This window comes from Paraferrimonas haliotis, assembly GCF_002282895.1.
GTDB lineage: Bacteria > Pseudomonadota > Gammaproteobacteria > Enterobacterales > Shewanellaceae > Paraferrimonas > Paraferrimonas haliotis.
In genome coordinates this window covers 82,432-98,763 of the sequence record NZ_NRRB01000004.1, presented here as the reverse complement: position 1 = coordinate 98,763, position 16,332 = coordinate 82,432, and the positions used below count along the sequence as shown (strand labels likewise).

The 16,332-nt window shown below is 43.6% G+C and carries 11 protein-coding genes; 3 read left to right on the top strand and 8 right to left on the bottom strand.

Annotated features, from left to right (window positions below; translation table 11 throughout):
• Both CLC91_RS09535 and asnS read left to right on the top strand, forming a co-directional pair.
• Entirely contained in the window at positions 1 to 615 is a 615-nt protein-coding gene (locus CLC91_RS09535; RefSeq protein WP_095500340.1) for a CoA pyrophosphatase, read from the top strand.
• Positions 616 to 730: 115 nt separating this feature from the next.
• Positions 731 to 2,131, top strand: coding sequence for an asparagine--tRNA ligase (asnS, locus tag CLC91_RS09530; RefSeq protein WP_095499148.1), 1,401 nt, complete (start codon positions 731 to 733; stop codon positions 2,129 to 2,131).
• Positions 2,132 to 2,230: 99 nt separating this feature from the next.
• On the opposite strand, the gene CLC91_RS09525 is transcribed toward asnS, so the two are convergent.
• From CLC91_RS09525 to CLC91_RS09500, 6 genes are all read right to left on the bottom strand, one after another.
• Complete coding sequence (locus CLC91_RS09525; protein WP_095500339.1) at positions 2,231 to 5,407, bottom strand: type I restriction endonuclease subunit R; 3,177 nt, start codon at positions 5,405 to 5,407, stop codon at positions 2,231 to 2,233.
• Between the two features lie 125 nt (positions 5,408 to 5,532).
• Entirely contained in the window at positions 5,533 to 6,693 is a 1,161-nt protein-coding gene (locus tag CLC91_RS09520) for a PD-(D/E)XK nuclease family protein (RefSeq protein WP_095500338.1), read from the bottom strand.
• Positions 6,693 to 8,000, bottom strand: coding sequence for a restriction endonuclease subunit S (locus CLC91_RS09515; protein ID WP_095500337.1), 1,308 nt, complete (start codon positions 7,998 to 8,000; stop codon positions 6,693 to 6,695). Before CLC91_RS09515 ends, CLC91_RS09520 begins: the two co-directional genes overlap by 1 nt.
• Complete coding sequence (locus CLC91_RS09510) at positions 7,990 to 9,519, bottom strand: class I SAM-dependent DNA methyltransferase (RefSeq protein ID WP_095500336.1); 1,530 nt, start codon at positions 9,517 to 9,519, stop codon at positions 7,990 to 7,992. Before CLC91_RS09510 ends, CLC91_RS09515 begins: the two co-directional genes overlap by 11 nt.
• Positions 9,520 to 9,576: 57 nt before the next feature.
• Positions 9,577 to 10,449 (bottom strand): WYL domain-containing transcriptional regulator, encoded by an 873-nt coding sequence (locus CLC91_RS09505; protein ID WP_095500335.1) that lies wholly within the window; start codon positions 10,447 to 10,449, stop codon positions 9,577 to 9,579.
• 113 nt (positions 10,450 to 10,562) lie between these two features.
• Positions 10,563 to 11,042 (bottom strand): hypothetical protein, encoded by a 480-nt coding sequence (locus CLC91_RS09500; RefSeq protein WP_095500334.1) that lies wholly within the window; start codon positions 11,040 to 11,042, stop codon positions 10,563 to 10,565.
• A 166-nt stretch (positions 11,043 to 11,208) separates the two neighbouring features.
• Here CLC91_RS09500 and CLC91_RS09495 point away from each other — a divergent pair, with 166 nt between their 5' ends.
• Entirely contained in the window at positions 11,209 to 12,873 is a 1,665-nt protein-coding gene (locus tag CLC91_RS09495; RefSeq protein ID WP_095500333.1) for a metallophosphoesterase, read from the top strand.
• Here CLC91_RS09495 and CLC91_RS09490 read toward each other — a convergent pair.
• Both CLC91_RS09490 and CLC91_RS09485 read right to left on the bottom strand, forming a co-directional pair.
• The gene (locus tag CLC91_RS09490) at positions 12,870 to 14,177 is read right to left on the bottom strand and encodes an McrC family protein (protein ID WP_095500332.1); all 1,308 of its coding nucleotides are present in this window, start codon (positions 14,175 to 14,177) and stop codon (positions 12,870 to 12,872) included. The two genes, CLC91_RS09495 and CLC91_RS09490, sit on opposite strands and share 4 nt — an antisense overlap.
• 3 nt (positions 14,178 to 14,180) lie before the next feature.
• Positions 14,181 to 16,295 (bottom strand): AAA family ATPase, encoded by a 2,115-nt coding sequence (locus tag CLC91_RS09485; protein ID WP_158220721.1) that lies wholly within the window; start codon positions 16,293 to 16,295, stop codon positions 14,181 to 14,183.
• Positions 16,296 to 16,332 lie beyond the last annotated feature (37 nt).

Genomic DNA, 16,332 nt, shown 5'->3' with positions numbered 1-16,332 from the left:
ATGCAACTTCAACAAGCCATCACTCAACTAAGCTTAAGCCCGAGCGCCGCATCGAGCGCCAAAGCCGCCAACTACCCACGCTTGGAGAAAGGCCAATACCGCGACAGTGCCGTGCTCATTGGTTTGTTTGAAAGAACCACAGAAAATGGCAAGCAGGCGTACATTTGGTTTACCCAGCGGCCAAATTACATGAAGCACCACCCCGGGCAAATCAGCTTTCCCGGCGGTAAATTCGAGACAAGCGATGGCAGCTTAATTAACACAGCGCTCAGAGAAGCCCATGAGGAAATTAATCTAGAGCGCGAGCAAGCTAAGGTTATCGCCACCCTGCCCACGCACTACAGCCACACCGGCTTCGCCATTACCCCGGTCATTGCCCACATCGACAGCGACTTTAGCCCCATTGCCGAGCCCAACGAAGTGGCGGATTGCTTTGCCCTGCCTTTGGCGTTTTTCTTAGATGAGCAAAACTTTCATATCCTCACCGTAAAGCGCAAGACACTAACACCCGAAAATCATAGCCACCCCGTGTACTTCGCCCCCTATAAAAATCGCTTCGTGTGGGGGATTACCGCCGCCATCTTGTGGCAACTGAAACAAATTTTGCGCGCTTGATTAAAATAATTGCTGTTTGTCACCAAATATCCACAGTTTTTGCTTGAGAAACCCAGCGCCCACGGTAAGATTATTCGTTTACAGTCAATATTCTTTATTGGAGCAATAGTCAATTATGACAGTGGCAAGCGTCGCAGCAATTTTAAAAGGTGAGCACGCCGTAGGCAGCAGTGTGACCGTTCAGGGCTGGATCCGTACTCGTCGAGATTCAAAAGCCGGTATTTCTTTTTTAGCCGTTTACGATGGCTCTTGTTTTGATGCCATTCAAGGCGTTGCCGCTAATGACTTGCCTAATTACCAAGAAGACATTTTAAAGCTCACCGCAGGTTGCTCCGTCGAAATGACCGGCGATGTGGTCGAAAGCCCAGGCAAAGGCCAAGCCTTTGAACTGCAAGTGACCGCGGTTAAAGTTGTAGGTTGGGTAGACGATCCCGATACCTACCCAATGGCGGCCAAGCGCCACTCCATTGAGCACCTTCGCGACGTGGCCCACTTACGCCCACGCACCAACATCATTGGCTCGGTTATGCGGGTACGCAACTGCCTAAGCCAAGCCTTGCACCGCTTTTTCCACGAGCAAGGTTACTTGTGGGTGTCTACCCCAATTTTAACCGCCTCGGATACCGAAGGTGCCGGTGAAATGTTCCGCGTGTCCACCTTAGACATGAACAACCTACCCCGCACCGACGCCGGTGACGTAGACTACGACAAAGATTTCTTCGGTAAAGAAACCTTCTTAACCGTATCGGGCCAGCTCAACGGCGAAACCTACGCCAGCGCCCTTAGCAAAATCTACACCTTCGGCCCAACCTTCCGCGCCGAAAACTCCAACACCAGCCGCCACTTGGCGGAGTTTTGGATGGTAGAGCCAGAAATCGCCTTTGCCGATCTGGACGACGCCGCCGAGTTGGCAGAAAAAATGCTGAAATACTGCTTTAACGCGGTATTAGAAGAGCGCCGTGACGACATGGAATTCTTCGCCCAACGCGTAGAGAAAGACGCCATTAACCGCCTTGAGCGCTTTGTGGCCGCTGACTTTGCTCAAGTGGACTACACCGACGCAGTAGAAATTCTTAAGAACTGCGGCAAGAAGTTCGAATACGACGTGGAATGGGGCGTAGACCTGCAATCCGAGCACGAACGCTACCTTGCCGAAGAGCACTTTAAAGCGCCTGTGGTCGTTAAAAACTACCCGAAAGACATTAAAGCCTTCTACATGCGCCTAAACGAAGACGGCAAAACCGTAGCCGCCATGGACGTACTCGCACCCGGCATCGGCGAAATCATCGGTGGCTCGCAGCGTGAAGAGCGCCTAGACGTACTCGACGCCCGCATGGAAGAAATGCAGCTAGAGAAAGAAGACTACTGGTGGTATCGCGACCTACGCCGCTACGGCACAGTGCCCCACTCCGGCTTTGGCCTGGGCTTCGAGCGCCTAGTGTCGTACGTTACCGGTGTCAGCAACATCCGCGACGTCATTCCATTCCCTCGCGCACCTCGCAGCGCTAACTTTTAGGGTTGGATTGTTATAGCGGTTAGCTAAGTGAGCGCTCAGGATTTTGATCTTGGGCGCTTTTTTTTGTGGCTAATATTGCATCTCAACAAATTAAAAGTTTTAACTTAAATTAGCCTCTCGATACTTCTTAAAATTCTCCGCTTGTTCAAAAATCTCTTTATAGACTTCATCTTTATCTACGGGTGGGTAATCCCACTTATCTAAAAGAATAACGATTCCAAAATGAAGCTCGGCTTTAATATCATTGCGTTTATCCCAATCGGTATATTGCGCTTTGTCGTCAACCAGCTTCTTCACTTCCTTAGCGAGCTCAATCAATTTTTGCTCGGGATAGGTAAAATCGTATTTATTGGCTAAGCTCAAAAGAATGTCGTAGAACGCCTTTTCCTCTATGCCGATACCAAGGCCATCTCCAGATGTAAATGCGTCTTTTACCTCTTTTAGCATGTCTAAAATTGACTTAGAGAAGTCCTCGATAACCTCAGAGCGAAGCACGTCATTTTCGTCACGCTCGTTATACTTTGCGACAATGTTATTCATGCGCTCGGTAAAATCCACGCCTTTGACTTTGTTGGTTTTAGATAGCTCACCGATTGCTTTTCCAAGTAGCTTTTTAAGCAGTTCCATCTTAGTAAAGGGTTGTTTTATCAGCTCTAGTTTTGCTAGATAATCCTCATCAAATACATCAATCTCACCGCTTTCACTGCCTAACTGCATAATCTCGCTTACACCTGAGCTTTCAAGCGCATTTGCAACCATTTCTCGAACACGCTGGTTCATTTGCTCAAGATCTGGCGCTTCGCCCTTGGTGAGTTTGTAAATGATACTGCGCACCGCAAGATAGTAGTGGATATCAGCTTTGTTATAGACAGAAAGCTCACTGCTACCTACGCAAATATCATAAGCAGATTTTAACCTGCGGGTTAAATCCATCATCAGCTTTTTGCGCTTTTCGATTTGCAGCACAAAGTTTGCCGAATCATTTAGGCAGTTAAGTTGCTCCAACGGCGAGCCTGTAAAATACAGGCTGTTATCAAAGCCATGAAATACGTTTTTAAGCAGTGCTAAATGGTCTTTTACGATAATAACTGATGCGGCGATGTCCTCAAGATCTTGCTCTTTTTTGTTGGTATAGGCAGAGAGCGCTTGGTTCATCTGCTTTTTGATGCCGATATAATCAACCACTAGCCCTTTCTTTTTGCCTTCAAATTTGCGGTTTACTCGGGAGATGGTCTGGATCAGATTATGCTTTTGTAGTGGCTTATCAATATAAATGGTATCTAAAAACGGCACGTCAAAGCCTGTCAGCCACATATCAACTACAATGGCGATTTTAAAGTTCGACTTTTCGTTTTTAAACTGCCCATCGAGCATCTTGCGATACTCTTTGGTGCCAAGCAGGTCATAGAGCGATTTGTCATCGTCTTTATTGCGCGTCATGATCATCTTAACGCGCGCCATTGGTAGAATTTTCTTCTCCTCCTGCTCGGTAAGCTCTACATCACCAGCTGATCGCTTAACCTCTGCCCACTCTGGGCGTATTGCGATTAGCTCTTTGTAAAACTGATAGGCAATCTCACGCGTTGCGCAGACAAACATGGCCTTGCCCTTTTGGGTTGTGCCCTCTGAAACGCGCTTTTCATAGTGATCGACAAAATCCAGTGCAATGGCTTTGATGCGAGATGGGTCGCCCAAGATGGTGCTCATGCTGCTCATCATCACTTTACTTTGCTCGATCTGCTCCTCATTTGAGCCTGCCGCTTCTGCGTCTCTGTAGTACTGCTCGATTTCATGCAGTTGATTGCTATGCAGCAACACCTCGGCAGCTCTGCCCTCATAGACAATGGGCACGGTTATTTCATCACGCACCGACTCTGCCATGGTGTAGCTATTTACAATCTCACCAAACACATCCAACGTTGCATCAATCGGCGTACCGGTAAAACCCACATAGGTGGCATTTGGCAGGCTATCGTGCAAATGCTTGGCAAAGCCATAGGTTTTCTTTACGCCCTTTTCGGTATAGCTGACTTTTTGCTCTAGGTTGGTTTGTGAGCGGTGGGCTTCATCGGAAATACAGATGATGTTGCTACGCTCTGATAGCAGGTCGATATCCTCTGAGAATTTATGAATGGTGGTTAAAAACACCCCGCCACTGCTGCGCCCTTTGAGCTTCTCTTTCAGATCTGCTCGGCTCTCTAGGCTGACGACCTCGTTATCCCCAATATAAGTTTTGGCGCTTACAAACTGCTTGGATAATTGATCGTCTAAATCGGTGCGGTCGGTAATGAGGATAATCGTGGGACTGCCGAGGCTTACATCCTTCATTAATAGGCGTGATAAAAACAGCATGGTAAAACTTTTACCACAACCCGTTGCCCCAAAGTACGTGCCGCCTTTACCATCACCTGATAGCAAATTGCCCTGTGCGTCCAACGTTTTCTGGTGAATTTTGATGTTTTCAAACAGCGCTTTGGCCGCATAATACTGCGGGTAGCGACAGACGATCTTCATCTCTTTGTCAGAACTATCTGGCATGTAAATAAAATGATGAATGACATCAAGTAGACGCGCTTTATCAAACAAGCCCTCAAGTAGCGTATAAAGCGAATCAATGCCTGAAACATCCTCACTCTCAGCGCCTGTTATCTGGCGCCAAGTATAGAAAAACTCATAGGGAGCAAACAACGAGCCCATTTTGTTATTCACGCCATCGCTTATCACGCAAAAGGCGTTGTATTTAAACAGCTTAGGTATGTCACGGCGATAACGTGTAGTGATTTGTCGGTAAGCACTGGCAATGTCAGCTTCCTCTCGGATGGCGCTTTTAAACTCAAACACCACAAGTGGCAGGCCGTTGATGTATAAAATCAGATCGGGTCTGCGCTCAGAAAAGCCTACGATGGTAATTTGACTTACCGTGCGAATGGCATTTTGCTCTATATCATCAAAATCAATCAGATTGACCCATATGTCTTTGGCCTTAGCATCTTCCCGCTTTAGGGCAAAACCTGACATCACCCACTGGTTGATTTGCTTGTTAGTCTCATACAGATCCGACGCAGGCAGGCGCTCTAGGGTGTTAATCACCTGCGTGATCTCATTATCTGTAATGCCCTCGGCGCGGTATTTGGCCTTTAGAAACGCTATCAAATCTGCTTTTATCAACACCTCATCGAAGGTGCGCTCAAGCGCCTCACCGTGAGTGTGTGGCAGGTTTTGCTTCTCTAGCAAATCGATGATGGCAGCTTCTAGTTTTGCTTCGGTAAATTTCATATGGATAATCTTTTTCCTAGATCGTCAAAATAAGTAACGCACATCCCCTATAAACTAGCCGTTTTCCAAATACTTATCTTGGGGGCTAACTTGCGGGGTAACTTGAGGGCTCAAAACCCAGCAAGTTATTCAGTCGTTTCAGATAGACTTTTGCAAAATGGCTCAAATGACTCACAATCAATAATCTGCCTTTGCACCTCTTTAATTAGCGTTTGAAAACGCAGGTGCTGCTCATCAACGGTATTTGTCCCTTCAAAAAAGGCAGCAGCAGTCATATAAATCATAAGCGGTCGCCACTTATTATATTTCCCATTTTTGCTTTCAGTGCTTCTATCGGTAACAACCCAGTTATCTGAGATTGTGTTTTTTAATTCATTGACAAGCTTTTGGTAAATTGGCATTTTTATGATGCTTTGCACCGCAGTATCTAGCTCGATAGAGACAAGGACAATCGGCCCATCTTCAAAAAGATCTTCTACTTGATGATCATAAGGGTCTACGACAAATCCACAAAAAAGACCCGGTTTCCACTCTCCTTGCGATTTAGTGCCTTTGGCCGAGTTAAACTCAATGCCAATTCTGCCCCATCGCGATTTAACAGACGCATTGTGCTTTTCCATCAGGCCTTTTTGCGTGATAGGCCAATCAATACTGGCATCATTGGCAGACTCAGCGATCGTTTTAAATTGCTGTTGAATTTGTTGGACTTCATTGTAATAACTAAATGTCAGTGTGTTAATCGGTGTTTGATTCAAAAGACCAAGAGAGCTAAGAAGTGCACAAAACTCTGCTCTAAACCAACCCAAAGTCTTATCATCACTTAGGGAGTCAATGATGTTTTTGACTTGATACCAACAAAGCCCATAGTCAGGTTTTTGTGTGTGTTGCATACGGCTTGCGGTTATAACCACAACACAATGCGACTTATAATGCTTTTGCGCATAGTCTCTGTAGTTTTTAAGCTGATTATGATGCAGTTCTGCCCACACTTTGTTTTCAAACACGATGGTAAAGGAGTCACTTTGCCAAACCATGTCAGGAAACTTGCCATCAAAATTAACCTGTGTAGATATGTCACCAAAATGAGCCACATTAAGATCGTTTATAGGGTTATAAGCCTCTTTTTTACAAAACTTAGGCAACTGTTTAAAAAATGCATTTCGTAGCGGTCTATCCACATTTAACAACCAAGCAAAAGCCTCTGTGACAAAGTTTTCCTTGGGCTGGTTTTTATCGCTTGCTGAGTATTTGATAAGACTCGTAAATAGGCCATTTTGTAAGTCCATTAACTAACCTCTGCTTCTACTTGTGATAAATCCAACTCGCCACTTAATAGTTTGGGTAGCAGGGTGTCACGTAGTTTGGTGAGTTCTTGCGTTTGTTTTACATTTTGCGTGATTGAGTCATATAGCGATTTAGCAATTTTTGTAAACTCTTTGACCAAGTCATTATTCGGAACGACAACTGGAATAGGTTTGAAGTTCTTTTTACTTATCTCGGCAAACGTACTGCCACTAGCTCGAGATTTGATTTCATCCATGCGATGAGTACACCACTGCAAAACAAACTCAGATGTTAGAGCCTTTTCGCATTTCATTGCGATGTAGCCCTGATTGATAGCTGTCGGAATTTTCGCTAATGCTAAATACCCAACTGGTGCACGAGATGACAGTAACACGGTATCGACAGGTAATAAGCCTGAGCTTATTTTTTCAAGTCCTAAATCTGTCACTTTGCTTGCCGTATCTAAAAGCACTTTATCCTTGACACCTGACAAGTCTTTTGGAGATGTCCAGTGATGAATACCACCTTCCCAAAAGTCATCATTCTTTTTAGAAGGAGTACCGCCACCTGCAACGGTGAGTTCATTCCCAATTTCAGAAACCTCCCACCCTTCGGGGATTAAACCGAGTTCGGAGTCTGTGAGTTTGTTTGGGAACAGGGCGGCGGTGGCGGTGTCCATCCCCTTTGGCGCCTCACCTGCCATTTTGCTTTTTACGGGGTCAAAATCCACAAACCAGCTTTTAAAAATCGCCTGCGCCATCGCCTCTAACGTCTCATTCGTCTGCGTGTTCAGCGCGATTTTTTTGTCGAGATCACCAAGAATTTTTGCGATTTTCTTTTGGATTGGTAGAGGTGGGAGCCCTATTTCTAATTTACCAATGTCTAACGGTTTAATTGCTGGGTAAGCGGAGGTAGAGTCTTCACCAACGGCTTGTAAATAATTAGTGATTTGCTCTTGTGTTATCCACCAATATAAAAAATTATTGTCGCACTTTTCAGGGTTACTCCTTATTACAGTAAAACCTGTAGAAACCAATAAATCATCTATATCACCTTGGACCAAACCATAATGTTTTTGGTTTGGGCGAACCGTTGAGTATAAAATGTCTCCTATCTTTACTTTCCTTTTAGCTCTACTCGGTAACTTATCATTTAACAAATCAAAATGTAGATATTCACCGATTTTATTCTCAGTTAAATTTGCTGTATCAAGATAAGTTACCGATTTCCAATTATCAGATTTTTTATAGCTATCTTGGTTAAGAGTCGCTATTTCGTTAATTGTTTTATATTCCCAATCAAAACTCATAACCCAACCCTTTTAAGTTCGCTTTGATATCATTTTCTAGCTTTGCGCTCTGGGCAAACTGCTCGCCAAGTTTAGCGGTTAAATCTGCCATTTTTTCTTCAAATGGGATGCCATCGTCTTCTTCTTCGGCTGCGCCCACATAGCGACCTGGGGTTAGCACATAGTCGTGCTTTTTGATTTCCTCTAATTCTGATGATTTACAGAATCCAGCTATGTCCTCGTAGTTTTCCCCATCACGCCAGTTGTGATAGGTCTGTGCAACCTTTGCGATGTCCTCAGCTGTAAAGTCACGCAGTACGCGCCCTTTCATATAGCCGATTTCTCGTGCGTCGATAAACAGCGTCTTGCCTGTGTTGTCCGCTTTGCGCTTTTTGTTTTTGCTCAAAAACCAAATGCACGCAGGGATTTGCGTGCCGTAAAACAGCTGACTTGGCAGGTTCACAATACAATCTACTAGGTCGTTCTCAAGTATTTGCTTACGGATAGCAAGCTCGCCTTTGGTTGAGGTACTCATAGAACCATTTGCCAGCACAATGCCCGCTGTGCCATTTACCGATAGCTTTGAGATCATATGCAAAAGCCACGCATAGTTAGCATTGCCCACTGGTGGCACTTCATAGCCTGCCCAGCGCGCATCGTCTAATAGCTCATCTTCGCCACGCCATTTGTCGATGTTAAATGGCGGATTTGCCATGATGTAGTCCGCTTTTAGATCTAAGTGCTGGTCGTTCTTTAACGTATCTCTTGGCGCTTCACCAAGGTTTGCCGAAATACCACGAATGGCAAGGTTCATCTTGGCAAGTTTAAAGGTGGTTGCGGTAAACTCCTGCCCATAAACCGAGATGTCTTTTTTGTTGCCTTGGTGGTTTTCAATGAACTTGAGCGACTGCACAAACATACCGCCCGAGCCGCAGCATGGGTCGTATATCTTGCCAGAGTACGGCTCTATCATTTCCGCTATCAGATTTACAATGCTATTAGGCGTGTAGAACTCACCGCCCTTTTTGCCCTCGTTGGCGGCAAAGTTTGCGAGGAAGTATTCATACACACGGCCAATGACATCTTCGCTAGATGTGGTGTCGATGTTATTCACCGCATCAATCAGCGCAGAGAGCGAGGCATTCTCAATCTGCAGGCGAGAGAACAGATTATCAGGCAGCGCCCCACGCAGGGCTTCGTTGCTTTTCTCAATAAGTGCTAATGCTGTATCGATTTTAAGAGAAATGTCCTCTTGCTTACTGTGCTGTTGTAGATATGACCAGCGAGACTCTTCTGGCAGATAAAACACGTTGTCTTTGGTGTAGGCGAACGGCTGCTCAGCTACACTTCCATGCCCATCGGCGATGAGTTTATCTCGCTGAATCGTAAACGCATCACCGACGTATTTTAAGAAGATGAGCGCAAGCACTGGGTATTTGTACTCTGAAGGCTCTAGGTTGCCACGAAGTGCTGTTGCCGTATCCCATAGGCTTTGTTCAAAGGATTTGGTTTCTGTTTTTTTAGTGGGTTGTTTTGCCATGATAATGACCTGATTCTGTTCGTTAAATTTATAAAGTTTTGTAAGGTTTTGAAGGCGCTAACTATGATGTTGATACCCAGGTGCAATCGCTAGATTTTCCGCACCGTACAAGGTCTGAATATTAGTAAGGTAGAGCTGGTATTCCGCGCCAAGCAAGGCTGCATCTTGCGAACAATCCACATTCCACCGTCTTAACAGATAACCCGCCATTGCCGCTCTCACGTTAATTTCGAGCACGCCATTTTGCATACCAAAGTCCAGCTTGATTGCGGTAGCGTGGGCAACGTTATTGGGGTGAGGCGCTAGTTGTAAAGGGATGATTCGGGTCCACTGATGATCTTCTAGCTTTTCTTCGTTTGGGAGTGGAGTGTCTGAGTTAATGGTAACTTTGGAAATTCGAGTTAGTACGAAGTCTCGGAAGGACTCCGTTTTACGGTCGTAGGCGCGCACGTGCCAGCGTAAGCCATTGTCTACAATGGAATGCGGCACAAGGTCACGACTGCCGGAGCCACTGGAAAGTGAGGTGTAAATTACATTGACTGCTTTGTTGTTAATAATGGCTTGGGAGATGTTTGCCACAACATCGATGTCGGGCACGTTTAACGGACTGGGAGATTCCACCGGAAATGAAGTATCGCCAATGGCATCGAAACCATCGCTAATGTCGTTGGCAAGCTTAATTAAGGTACGGCGGGCATCGTGCGTGAAGAGGGGCTTGAAGTGCTCGGAAATAAAATACTTCTTCTCAACGTTGTTGTACGCCATATTATCGGGCGCTTTTTCTTTGTAGATCTTTAAGTCTCTGGTGGCCGCTGCGAGACCTAACTCAAAGTGACTTACAATCTCGCTGCGAGTAACACGCCCCGTGAAATAGAGCTTAAAATCGATGTAAGCAAGTCGTTGCTTTTGCGCGTAGCTTAGTTCGTCCATTGGGTAGTCCGAATTCCTTAGGCTTGATACAAACTAGATGAACTCTAATATGTATGGTTTTGATTCGGACTGCAAATGGTTTTAAGGGTTTTGGTGCTCTAGTTTAATAATTTCTATAGTGGCTCACATGTTTTTATAGAAACGTTTTTTGCAGCTTCGCCAGAGTCCCATAAAAGAACGGTCTCACCAATCCCTCCTTTTGCAGAGGGCGATGCAATTTCAAGGCAGCCTAACTGCGGCGACTGCACTTTAATGTATACCCCTAATATGTAGTCGAGATCATAGTAACCATCGTATTCTTCGACTTTTACTGCCTCATTGGGCATTACGTTTTTATACTCGTAGTGGTTGCTGCTCGATACGCTAACTACATCATCATCTACCGTCTGAAAGCCGCCACTACTTGCAGTAACGAACTCCAAAGGTTCTTTGGAATTGTTTACCAGATAAAGCTCCCCACCATCACGAGCTAGCCATAAAATCGGTAGGCGCGTTTCAGGTGTTCTTGGAGGAGCTGGCCCCCCAAATTGACTTCTCCTCTTATCTATTGGAACCCAGGTGAAACCATCCTTGATTGTTTTGTGATCTTTCATTATGACCTCGCACCATAGAAGTTAGGGTGACCAAACATAACATGATTTTCATTGGCTTAGATAGTCCTAACGAAATGCATGTGCTAACCTAGTTTGCCAATGTTCTAAAAGAATCATTGCTCCTTCTAAAACCAACGTAAATAATAATAAACAGAGCGGTTTACGCATGACACTCATTCATTCCAAATACATCCCAATAATTTTTAGTCGCTTAAAACATTACTCCCTACGCGGTAATGGCGCCTTGTGGCGGGAGCTGAGAAAAGAGTTTACGGAGTCAAATCAAAGCTATTCCGCTGAACAAATCCTTGCTCATATAGATAACAAAGTAACAAACCTCATTGCACAAGCAAAAAAACCGGGGGGCTGGACCAGCGAAAGCGTCTATGTCGAAGAGCTAAATCAAGGTGGCATGTCTGGTGGCGTTCTTGATGTTAATTATTGGAATAGCTATATGCGCCCTACAATTGAGATAAGAGCTCGGCAACTAGAACAAGGTTTGCGCTTCAAAACTGAAAACAAAATAACGGACCTGTTTTTCATCGGCGATATCCACGCACAATCAGGTAAACTCCTCGCACTGTTAGACGAGCAAGGCTTTGACCTAGAAACACAAGAAAACGCCTACCATAAAATCGTCTTTTTAGGGGATCTCATTGATAACCATACAGCTTCAGAAACTGATCATCTCACTTTGTTAAATACCGTGAAACGCTTGGTAACTGACGGTAAGGCTTTATGTTTACTAGGAAACCACGAGTTCAATGCGATTGGTTGGTACCTTAAAAACGATAAAGGCGAACACTATAGAGATCGTAATAAGGCAAGTAACTTAAAACAACATCAGCATTTCCTTCAGCAAATAGGCGAAGACAGCGAACAACACAAAGATTGGATAGAATGGTTTATGAGCTTACCACTGTATCTTAACTTTGGAGATGTTCGTGCTATTCATGCGTGCTGGCACGATGAAGATATTGATTGTTTAGAGAAGTACCTTAACCCTGATCACTCTTTAAAAGTTGAACATTGGCCCGATGCTTTTAATCCCAATCATGAATTATTTAGACTTATAGAAACCTTGTTGAAAGGGCCAGAAATAGCGTTACCGGATGGCCTAACATTCAAAGATAAGTCGGGCACTACAAGAACTGACATGAGAATTGCGTGGTGGAACCACAGAAGTCGAACCTATGGTGACCTAGCCATTGGTGCATTACAGAAAAATGAATCTATCGCGAATATTTTCATTAATTCAGAAAACTGCAAATATAAGTTGCCACCGGTAATTCCTGTAATGGTAGGACACTACACGCTCCTACCAACTGATTTTCCAGAGCCTATGAGCGATAGCGTTGTATGCTTGGATTACAACGCAGCCAAAGACGATAACCCGTTGGTAGGTTATTTTATGAGCGACATTGATAATTGGGAAGAATCACCAGCCGAGTTGATTAACAAAGAAAACTTTGCTTTTATCGAACAGCTTAGCCCAAACACAATGATAGTGGATGGCATTAATGACACGCTCAATATAATGGTAGAAAAGACGCCTTTATTTGAAGGTAATGAAGAATTCTTGGAAACAGTAAGTAGCATTTTGCTTAAACAGTGGGATCCTATTGGAGTTTATGACCAAGACAACTTTGATGACGCCTTTGAGCACGAATACCATATGTACGTAGAGCCTGTTGCGCGTTTGATTCTAGCGGGCGACATCAACCAACTAACCGCTTACTTATTCTTAACTGAGCAATATTTGATTGGCATGGAAAGAGAAGAAGCCGAATATGATTGTGCAAAAGTTGCGAGTTGTTTAATGGGGATTTAGTTGTCAAAGTAATCACAGCAGTCCGCTTCGTACGGCCATATCAAACGGCTATCACCATTATGATCACAAATAAAAGGGATAGCCCACAGCTTTAGGGACTCACTAAAATCAAAACTGTGCTGAATTGGTTCTGCAAATAAAGGATGAGCTGGATATACCAAAAACATTTCACCTTTTCCGTTTAAGTACTTTTGGCCATAAGCAAACATTTGATACATGTCCGATTGAGCAATACCATAATTACGGGCTTTTAAGTCCAGCAGTTTCCATTTCGTATCCATTACGATTTGGGAGCCACTGTTGAAGCTAAGCAGAAGATCGGGCTTTAACTTAAACTGTTGGATATTTTTGTGTGTAACTAAAGAGTACTTCGATTCTTGTGTACTCAATTCTGCATCAAGTCCAATCTGCGAGCTGAGTATCGAGGCAACGTAGCTCTCAAAAACCGCTTCCATTGGAAAAAGTAAAGATAACGCACTGGCATCACCTTGCATACTAAGAGGTGAGAACCCGTTTAAAATAAGTTTAGCCCAAGCAATAGGTTCATTATAATCCACAGTACTCCGATCGAGCTTCAATGCGTTAGTATCAGCCATGATTGATTTACTATAAGAAACCTCAGCAAATACAAACTGTAGCTCGCGCAACAACTTTTGATTGGATGCTATTCTGGTATAGGAAGTTATTTTTTGTAGCGCAGATTTAATAATACGATTTGCTGGGCGGTCTAACAAATACTCGTCATAATTAACATAAAAGCGATGTTGCATGACCATGTTACGCCTTAGATGTGTGGCGACCCGTAACTTACCCTTTTGAAAACTTAAGTTATCTTCTTTAACTATATAGTCGTTCTTAAGTCCTCTTTTGACCAACTTGTTTACTGACTGAAGAAATTGCTCAATGAATACTTCAAGCATAGGCATTTGTTTTTTGGCAACATTCGCCTGCTGAGAAGTGATAAAACGAAAAGTACCAAGATGCGCCAGCATCGTAAGTAACAATTGACGGGCATCTTCAACTCTAGTTTTTGAATCCACCGATTCTCGTTCTATCTTAGGTAAGATTTCGATTTGCTCACCAGATGGAACAAACAGGACTCCCACGTAGTTTTGGACTTGAATGAGCTCATGCCCCAAGCGCTTAGTAAGCATAAGGTATTGGTTACCTCTAGTGTTATCACCACTGAGACTTACTTCTTTTAAGTACTTGAACGCTGCCTGCGAGATAAGTTTTGCGCTGACATCATCACAAGCTTGTTTATCACTCGAAAGATACCCAAATTCAAATACTGTTGTATGCATAGACTAGGATTCGACTGTCACGTGTGCATTTGTTAACGTCTGATAGATGCCAATATAAGCCTGCACATTATTCCATACAGGCTCATTAGATGCAGCTACTGAATATTGAATTACTTGCTGTCCATATTGATCTAGTTTATGGTGCGGCCCAAAGATACCGTCTAAATCGTTCTTCGATTGTTTGTTTTCTTTAATAAACTGTACTTCAGGATTTGTCTTTTGGTTATCTGCGAGAACCATGCGTATTTTGCTCCAATCTTCAAAAAAATATTCTTCAAGTAGCGGTATCACTTTATTTTTTAATACAGTAACCAGCTCCGCAAATGCTTCTTCGTGCATATTTTGATCGACTAACGCTCTTAGCGGCATAAAAAACGCGTGACCAAGAGTGTGTTCTCGGTCATGTAGGATTTCAATTCGCTTGTTTAGTGCGATCATTAATGCTTCTATATCAATCTCGTGACCATTGTGACGAACTTTAACCCCTTCAAGCAATTGGGGTTTTGGCATCATTTCCACAAAATCAAAACGGCGTCTAAGAGCTGTATCCATCATAGCCAGGGAGCGATCAGCTGTATTCATAGTGCCGATAATATGTAGATTTTCAGGTACTGAAAATGACTTATTAGACTGTGGAAGCATAAGCTCGATCCACTCACTTTTACCTTTGCGTTTAGACGGCTCAATAAGGGTAATTAATTCCCCGAATATCTTTGAGATGTTGCCACGATTAATTTCATCAATAACAAGTACGTAGTTCTGCCGTTCCCCAAAAGATTGCCCTTTGTCTAAGTACACCCCTTCACTTTTCAATCGCTCATATAGGTCTAAAGAGTTAAAACGGTTAAGTTCATAACAAGTTTTGAGGGTCAGCCTGGTGTTATCATTAAGCTCGTAAATATTGACGTCAAAATCCTTTGCTAGCCAATCAACTGGCAAAACGTGGCGAAATTCTTGATTACCTGCTGTGCCACCTTCGTCATAGTAATAATCACCAGAGACCACACCTATTGCTTGTATCGACCACATCCCTTTAACACAAACAACGATGTCCCCTTGAGCAATCCTCCCGGTAAACTCCATTAACGAAGACTTGGCTAAAGGACCAAGCCCTTCTATATACTCGATTTCCTTTGCACTATGCTCTGCAGAGGCCATATCTCCAGTTTGCCCCCAACCAACGCAGGCCACATTATTTTTAAAGCAATACTCTCGAACTTTACTCGCTTTAACTCCGTCAATGGATAGTTTCCAAATCTTCGCTTCAGGTTTTAAAATTGACGGCTGTTCTCCTGTATTCGCAAGCGCGTCAGTACAGATTTGCTTAAAAATTCCAGCTTGAACTTTATACTCTATTTGATGGTCATCATTGGTTATAGCTCGCATTCCCTCAACAAACTCTTCATAACCATAACTTTGATGGAAAGTTACAAAGCGAATGCGTTTGGCTTCTACTAGTTCTTGGTATCTCTGCCTTAACTGTTCACGCTGTTTAGCGCTAGTAAATACGTCATTAGAAATATCCAATGTAGCAAAATATTCAGGGTCAGCAGCTTTTACTGCAGCCTCCACCGTATGGTAGGTTTTTCCTGTACCAGGTGGGCCGTATAGTATTTGATTAAGTGGGGAGGTCATTTTAGTTTCCTTACTGATACTTACCGAACTTGATTGCTCTTCTACCTGGATGATTTCCGTCAAATCTAATTGGCAGAGGTAACGTATTAGGTCGGCACGTTGTGAAAACTTACGAATTCGATAGCCTGTTCGTTTTCTGCCCCCTCCAATGCCATCCTCTCGACAATATACGTTTTCATCATCTTCTAGCGTAAACTCAATAAAATCCGGCTCTAAAGAACTTGCAATATTAAAACGCTGTGACAAATATTTATTTACTTCTTGGCGCTTTGAATTAGCCTTTACTGGATATCGCTCATTAACCCTTAGTTGTAACTCTTCGCGGCTAATAAAATCAAAGCTGTTTAAAGGCAACTCACTTGTTAATTCAGCTAACGCTTTAAATACCTTGATGCAATTGATCTTGACGGGCTTAAGAGGGAATTCCTTTAATGTTTCTTCGATGTAAGATTTGTATATCCGAAACTGTTCATTTAAATCCATTAATGACATCCATTTTAGAAGTTATACCTAAAGACTG

Excerpts from the sequence above, each read along its gene's own strand:
- CLC91_RS09515 (WP_095500337.1), bottom strand. The coding sequence starts at position 8,000 with ATGAGTTTTGATTGGGAATATAAAACAATTAACGAAATAGCGACTCTT.
- CLC91_RS09505 (WP_095500335.1), bottom strand. The coding sequence starts at position 10,449 with ATGGACGAACTAAGCTACGCGCAAAAGCAACGACTTGCTTACATCGAT.
- CLC91_RS09520 (WP_095500338.1), bottom strand. The coding sequence starts at position 6,693 with ATGGACTTACAAAATGGCCTATTTACGAGTCTTATCAAATACTCAGCA.
- CLC91_RS09485 (WP_158220721.1), bottom strand. The coding sequence starts at position 16,295 with ATGGATTTAAATGAACAGTTTCGGATATACAAATCTTACATCGAAGAA.
- CLC91_RS09510 (WP_095500336.1), bottom strand. The coding sequence starts at position 9,519 with ATGGCAAAACAACCCACTAAAAAAACAGAAACCAAATCCTTTGAACAA.
- CLC91_RS09495 (WP_095500333.1), top strand. The coding sequence starts at position 11,209 with ATGACACTCATTCATTCCAAATACATCCCAATAATTTTTAGTCGCTTA.
- CLC91_RS09490 (WP_095500332.1), bottom strand. The coding sequence starts at position 14,177 with ATGCATACAACAGTATTTGAATTTGGGTATCTTTCGAGTGATAAACAA.
- CLC91_RS09500 (WP_095500334.1), bottom strand. The coding sequence starts at position 11,042 with ATGAAAGATCACAAAACAATCAAGGATGGTTTCACCTGGGTTCCAATA.
- asnS (WP_095499148.1), top strand. The coding sequence starts at position 731 with ATGACAGTGGCAAGCGTCGCAGCAATTTTAAAAGGTGAGCACGCCGTA.
- CLC91_RS09525 (WP_095500339.1), bottom strand. The coding sequence starts at position 5,407 with ATGAAATTTACCGAAGCAAAACTAGAAGCTGCCATCATCGATTTGCTA.
- CLC91_RS09535 (WP_095500340.1), top strand. The coding sequence starts at position 1 with ATGCAACTTCAACAAGCCATCACTCAACTAAGCTTAAGCCCGAGCGCC.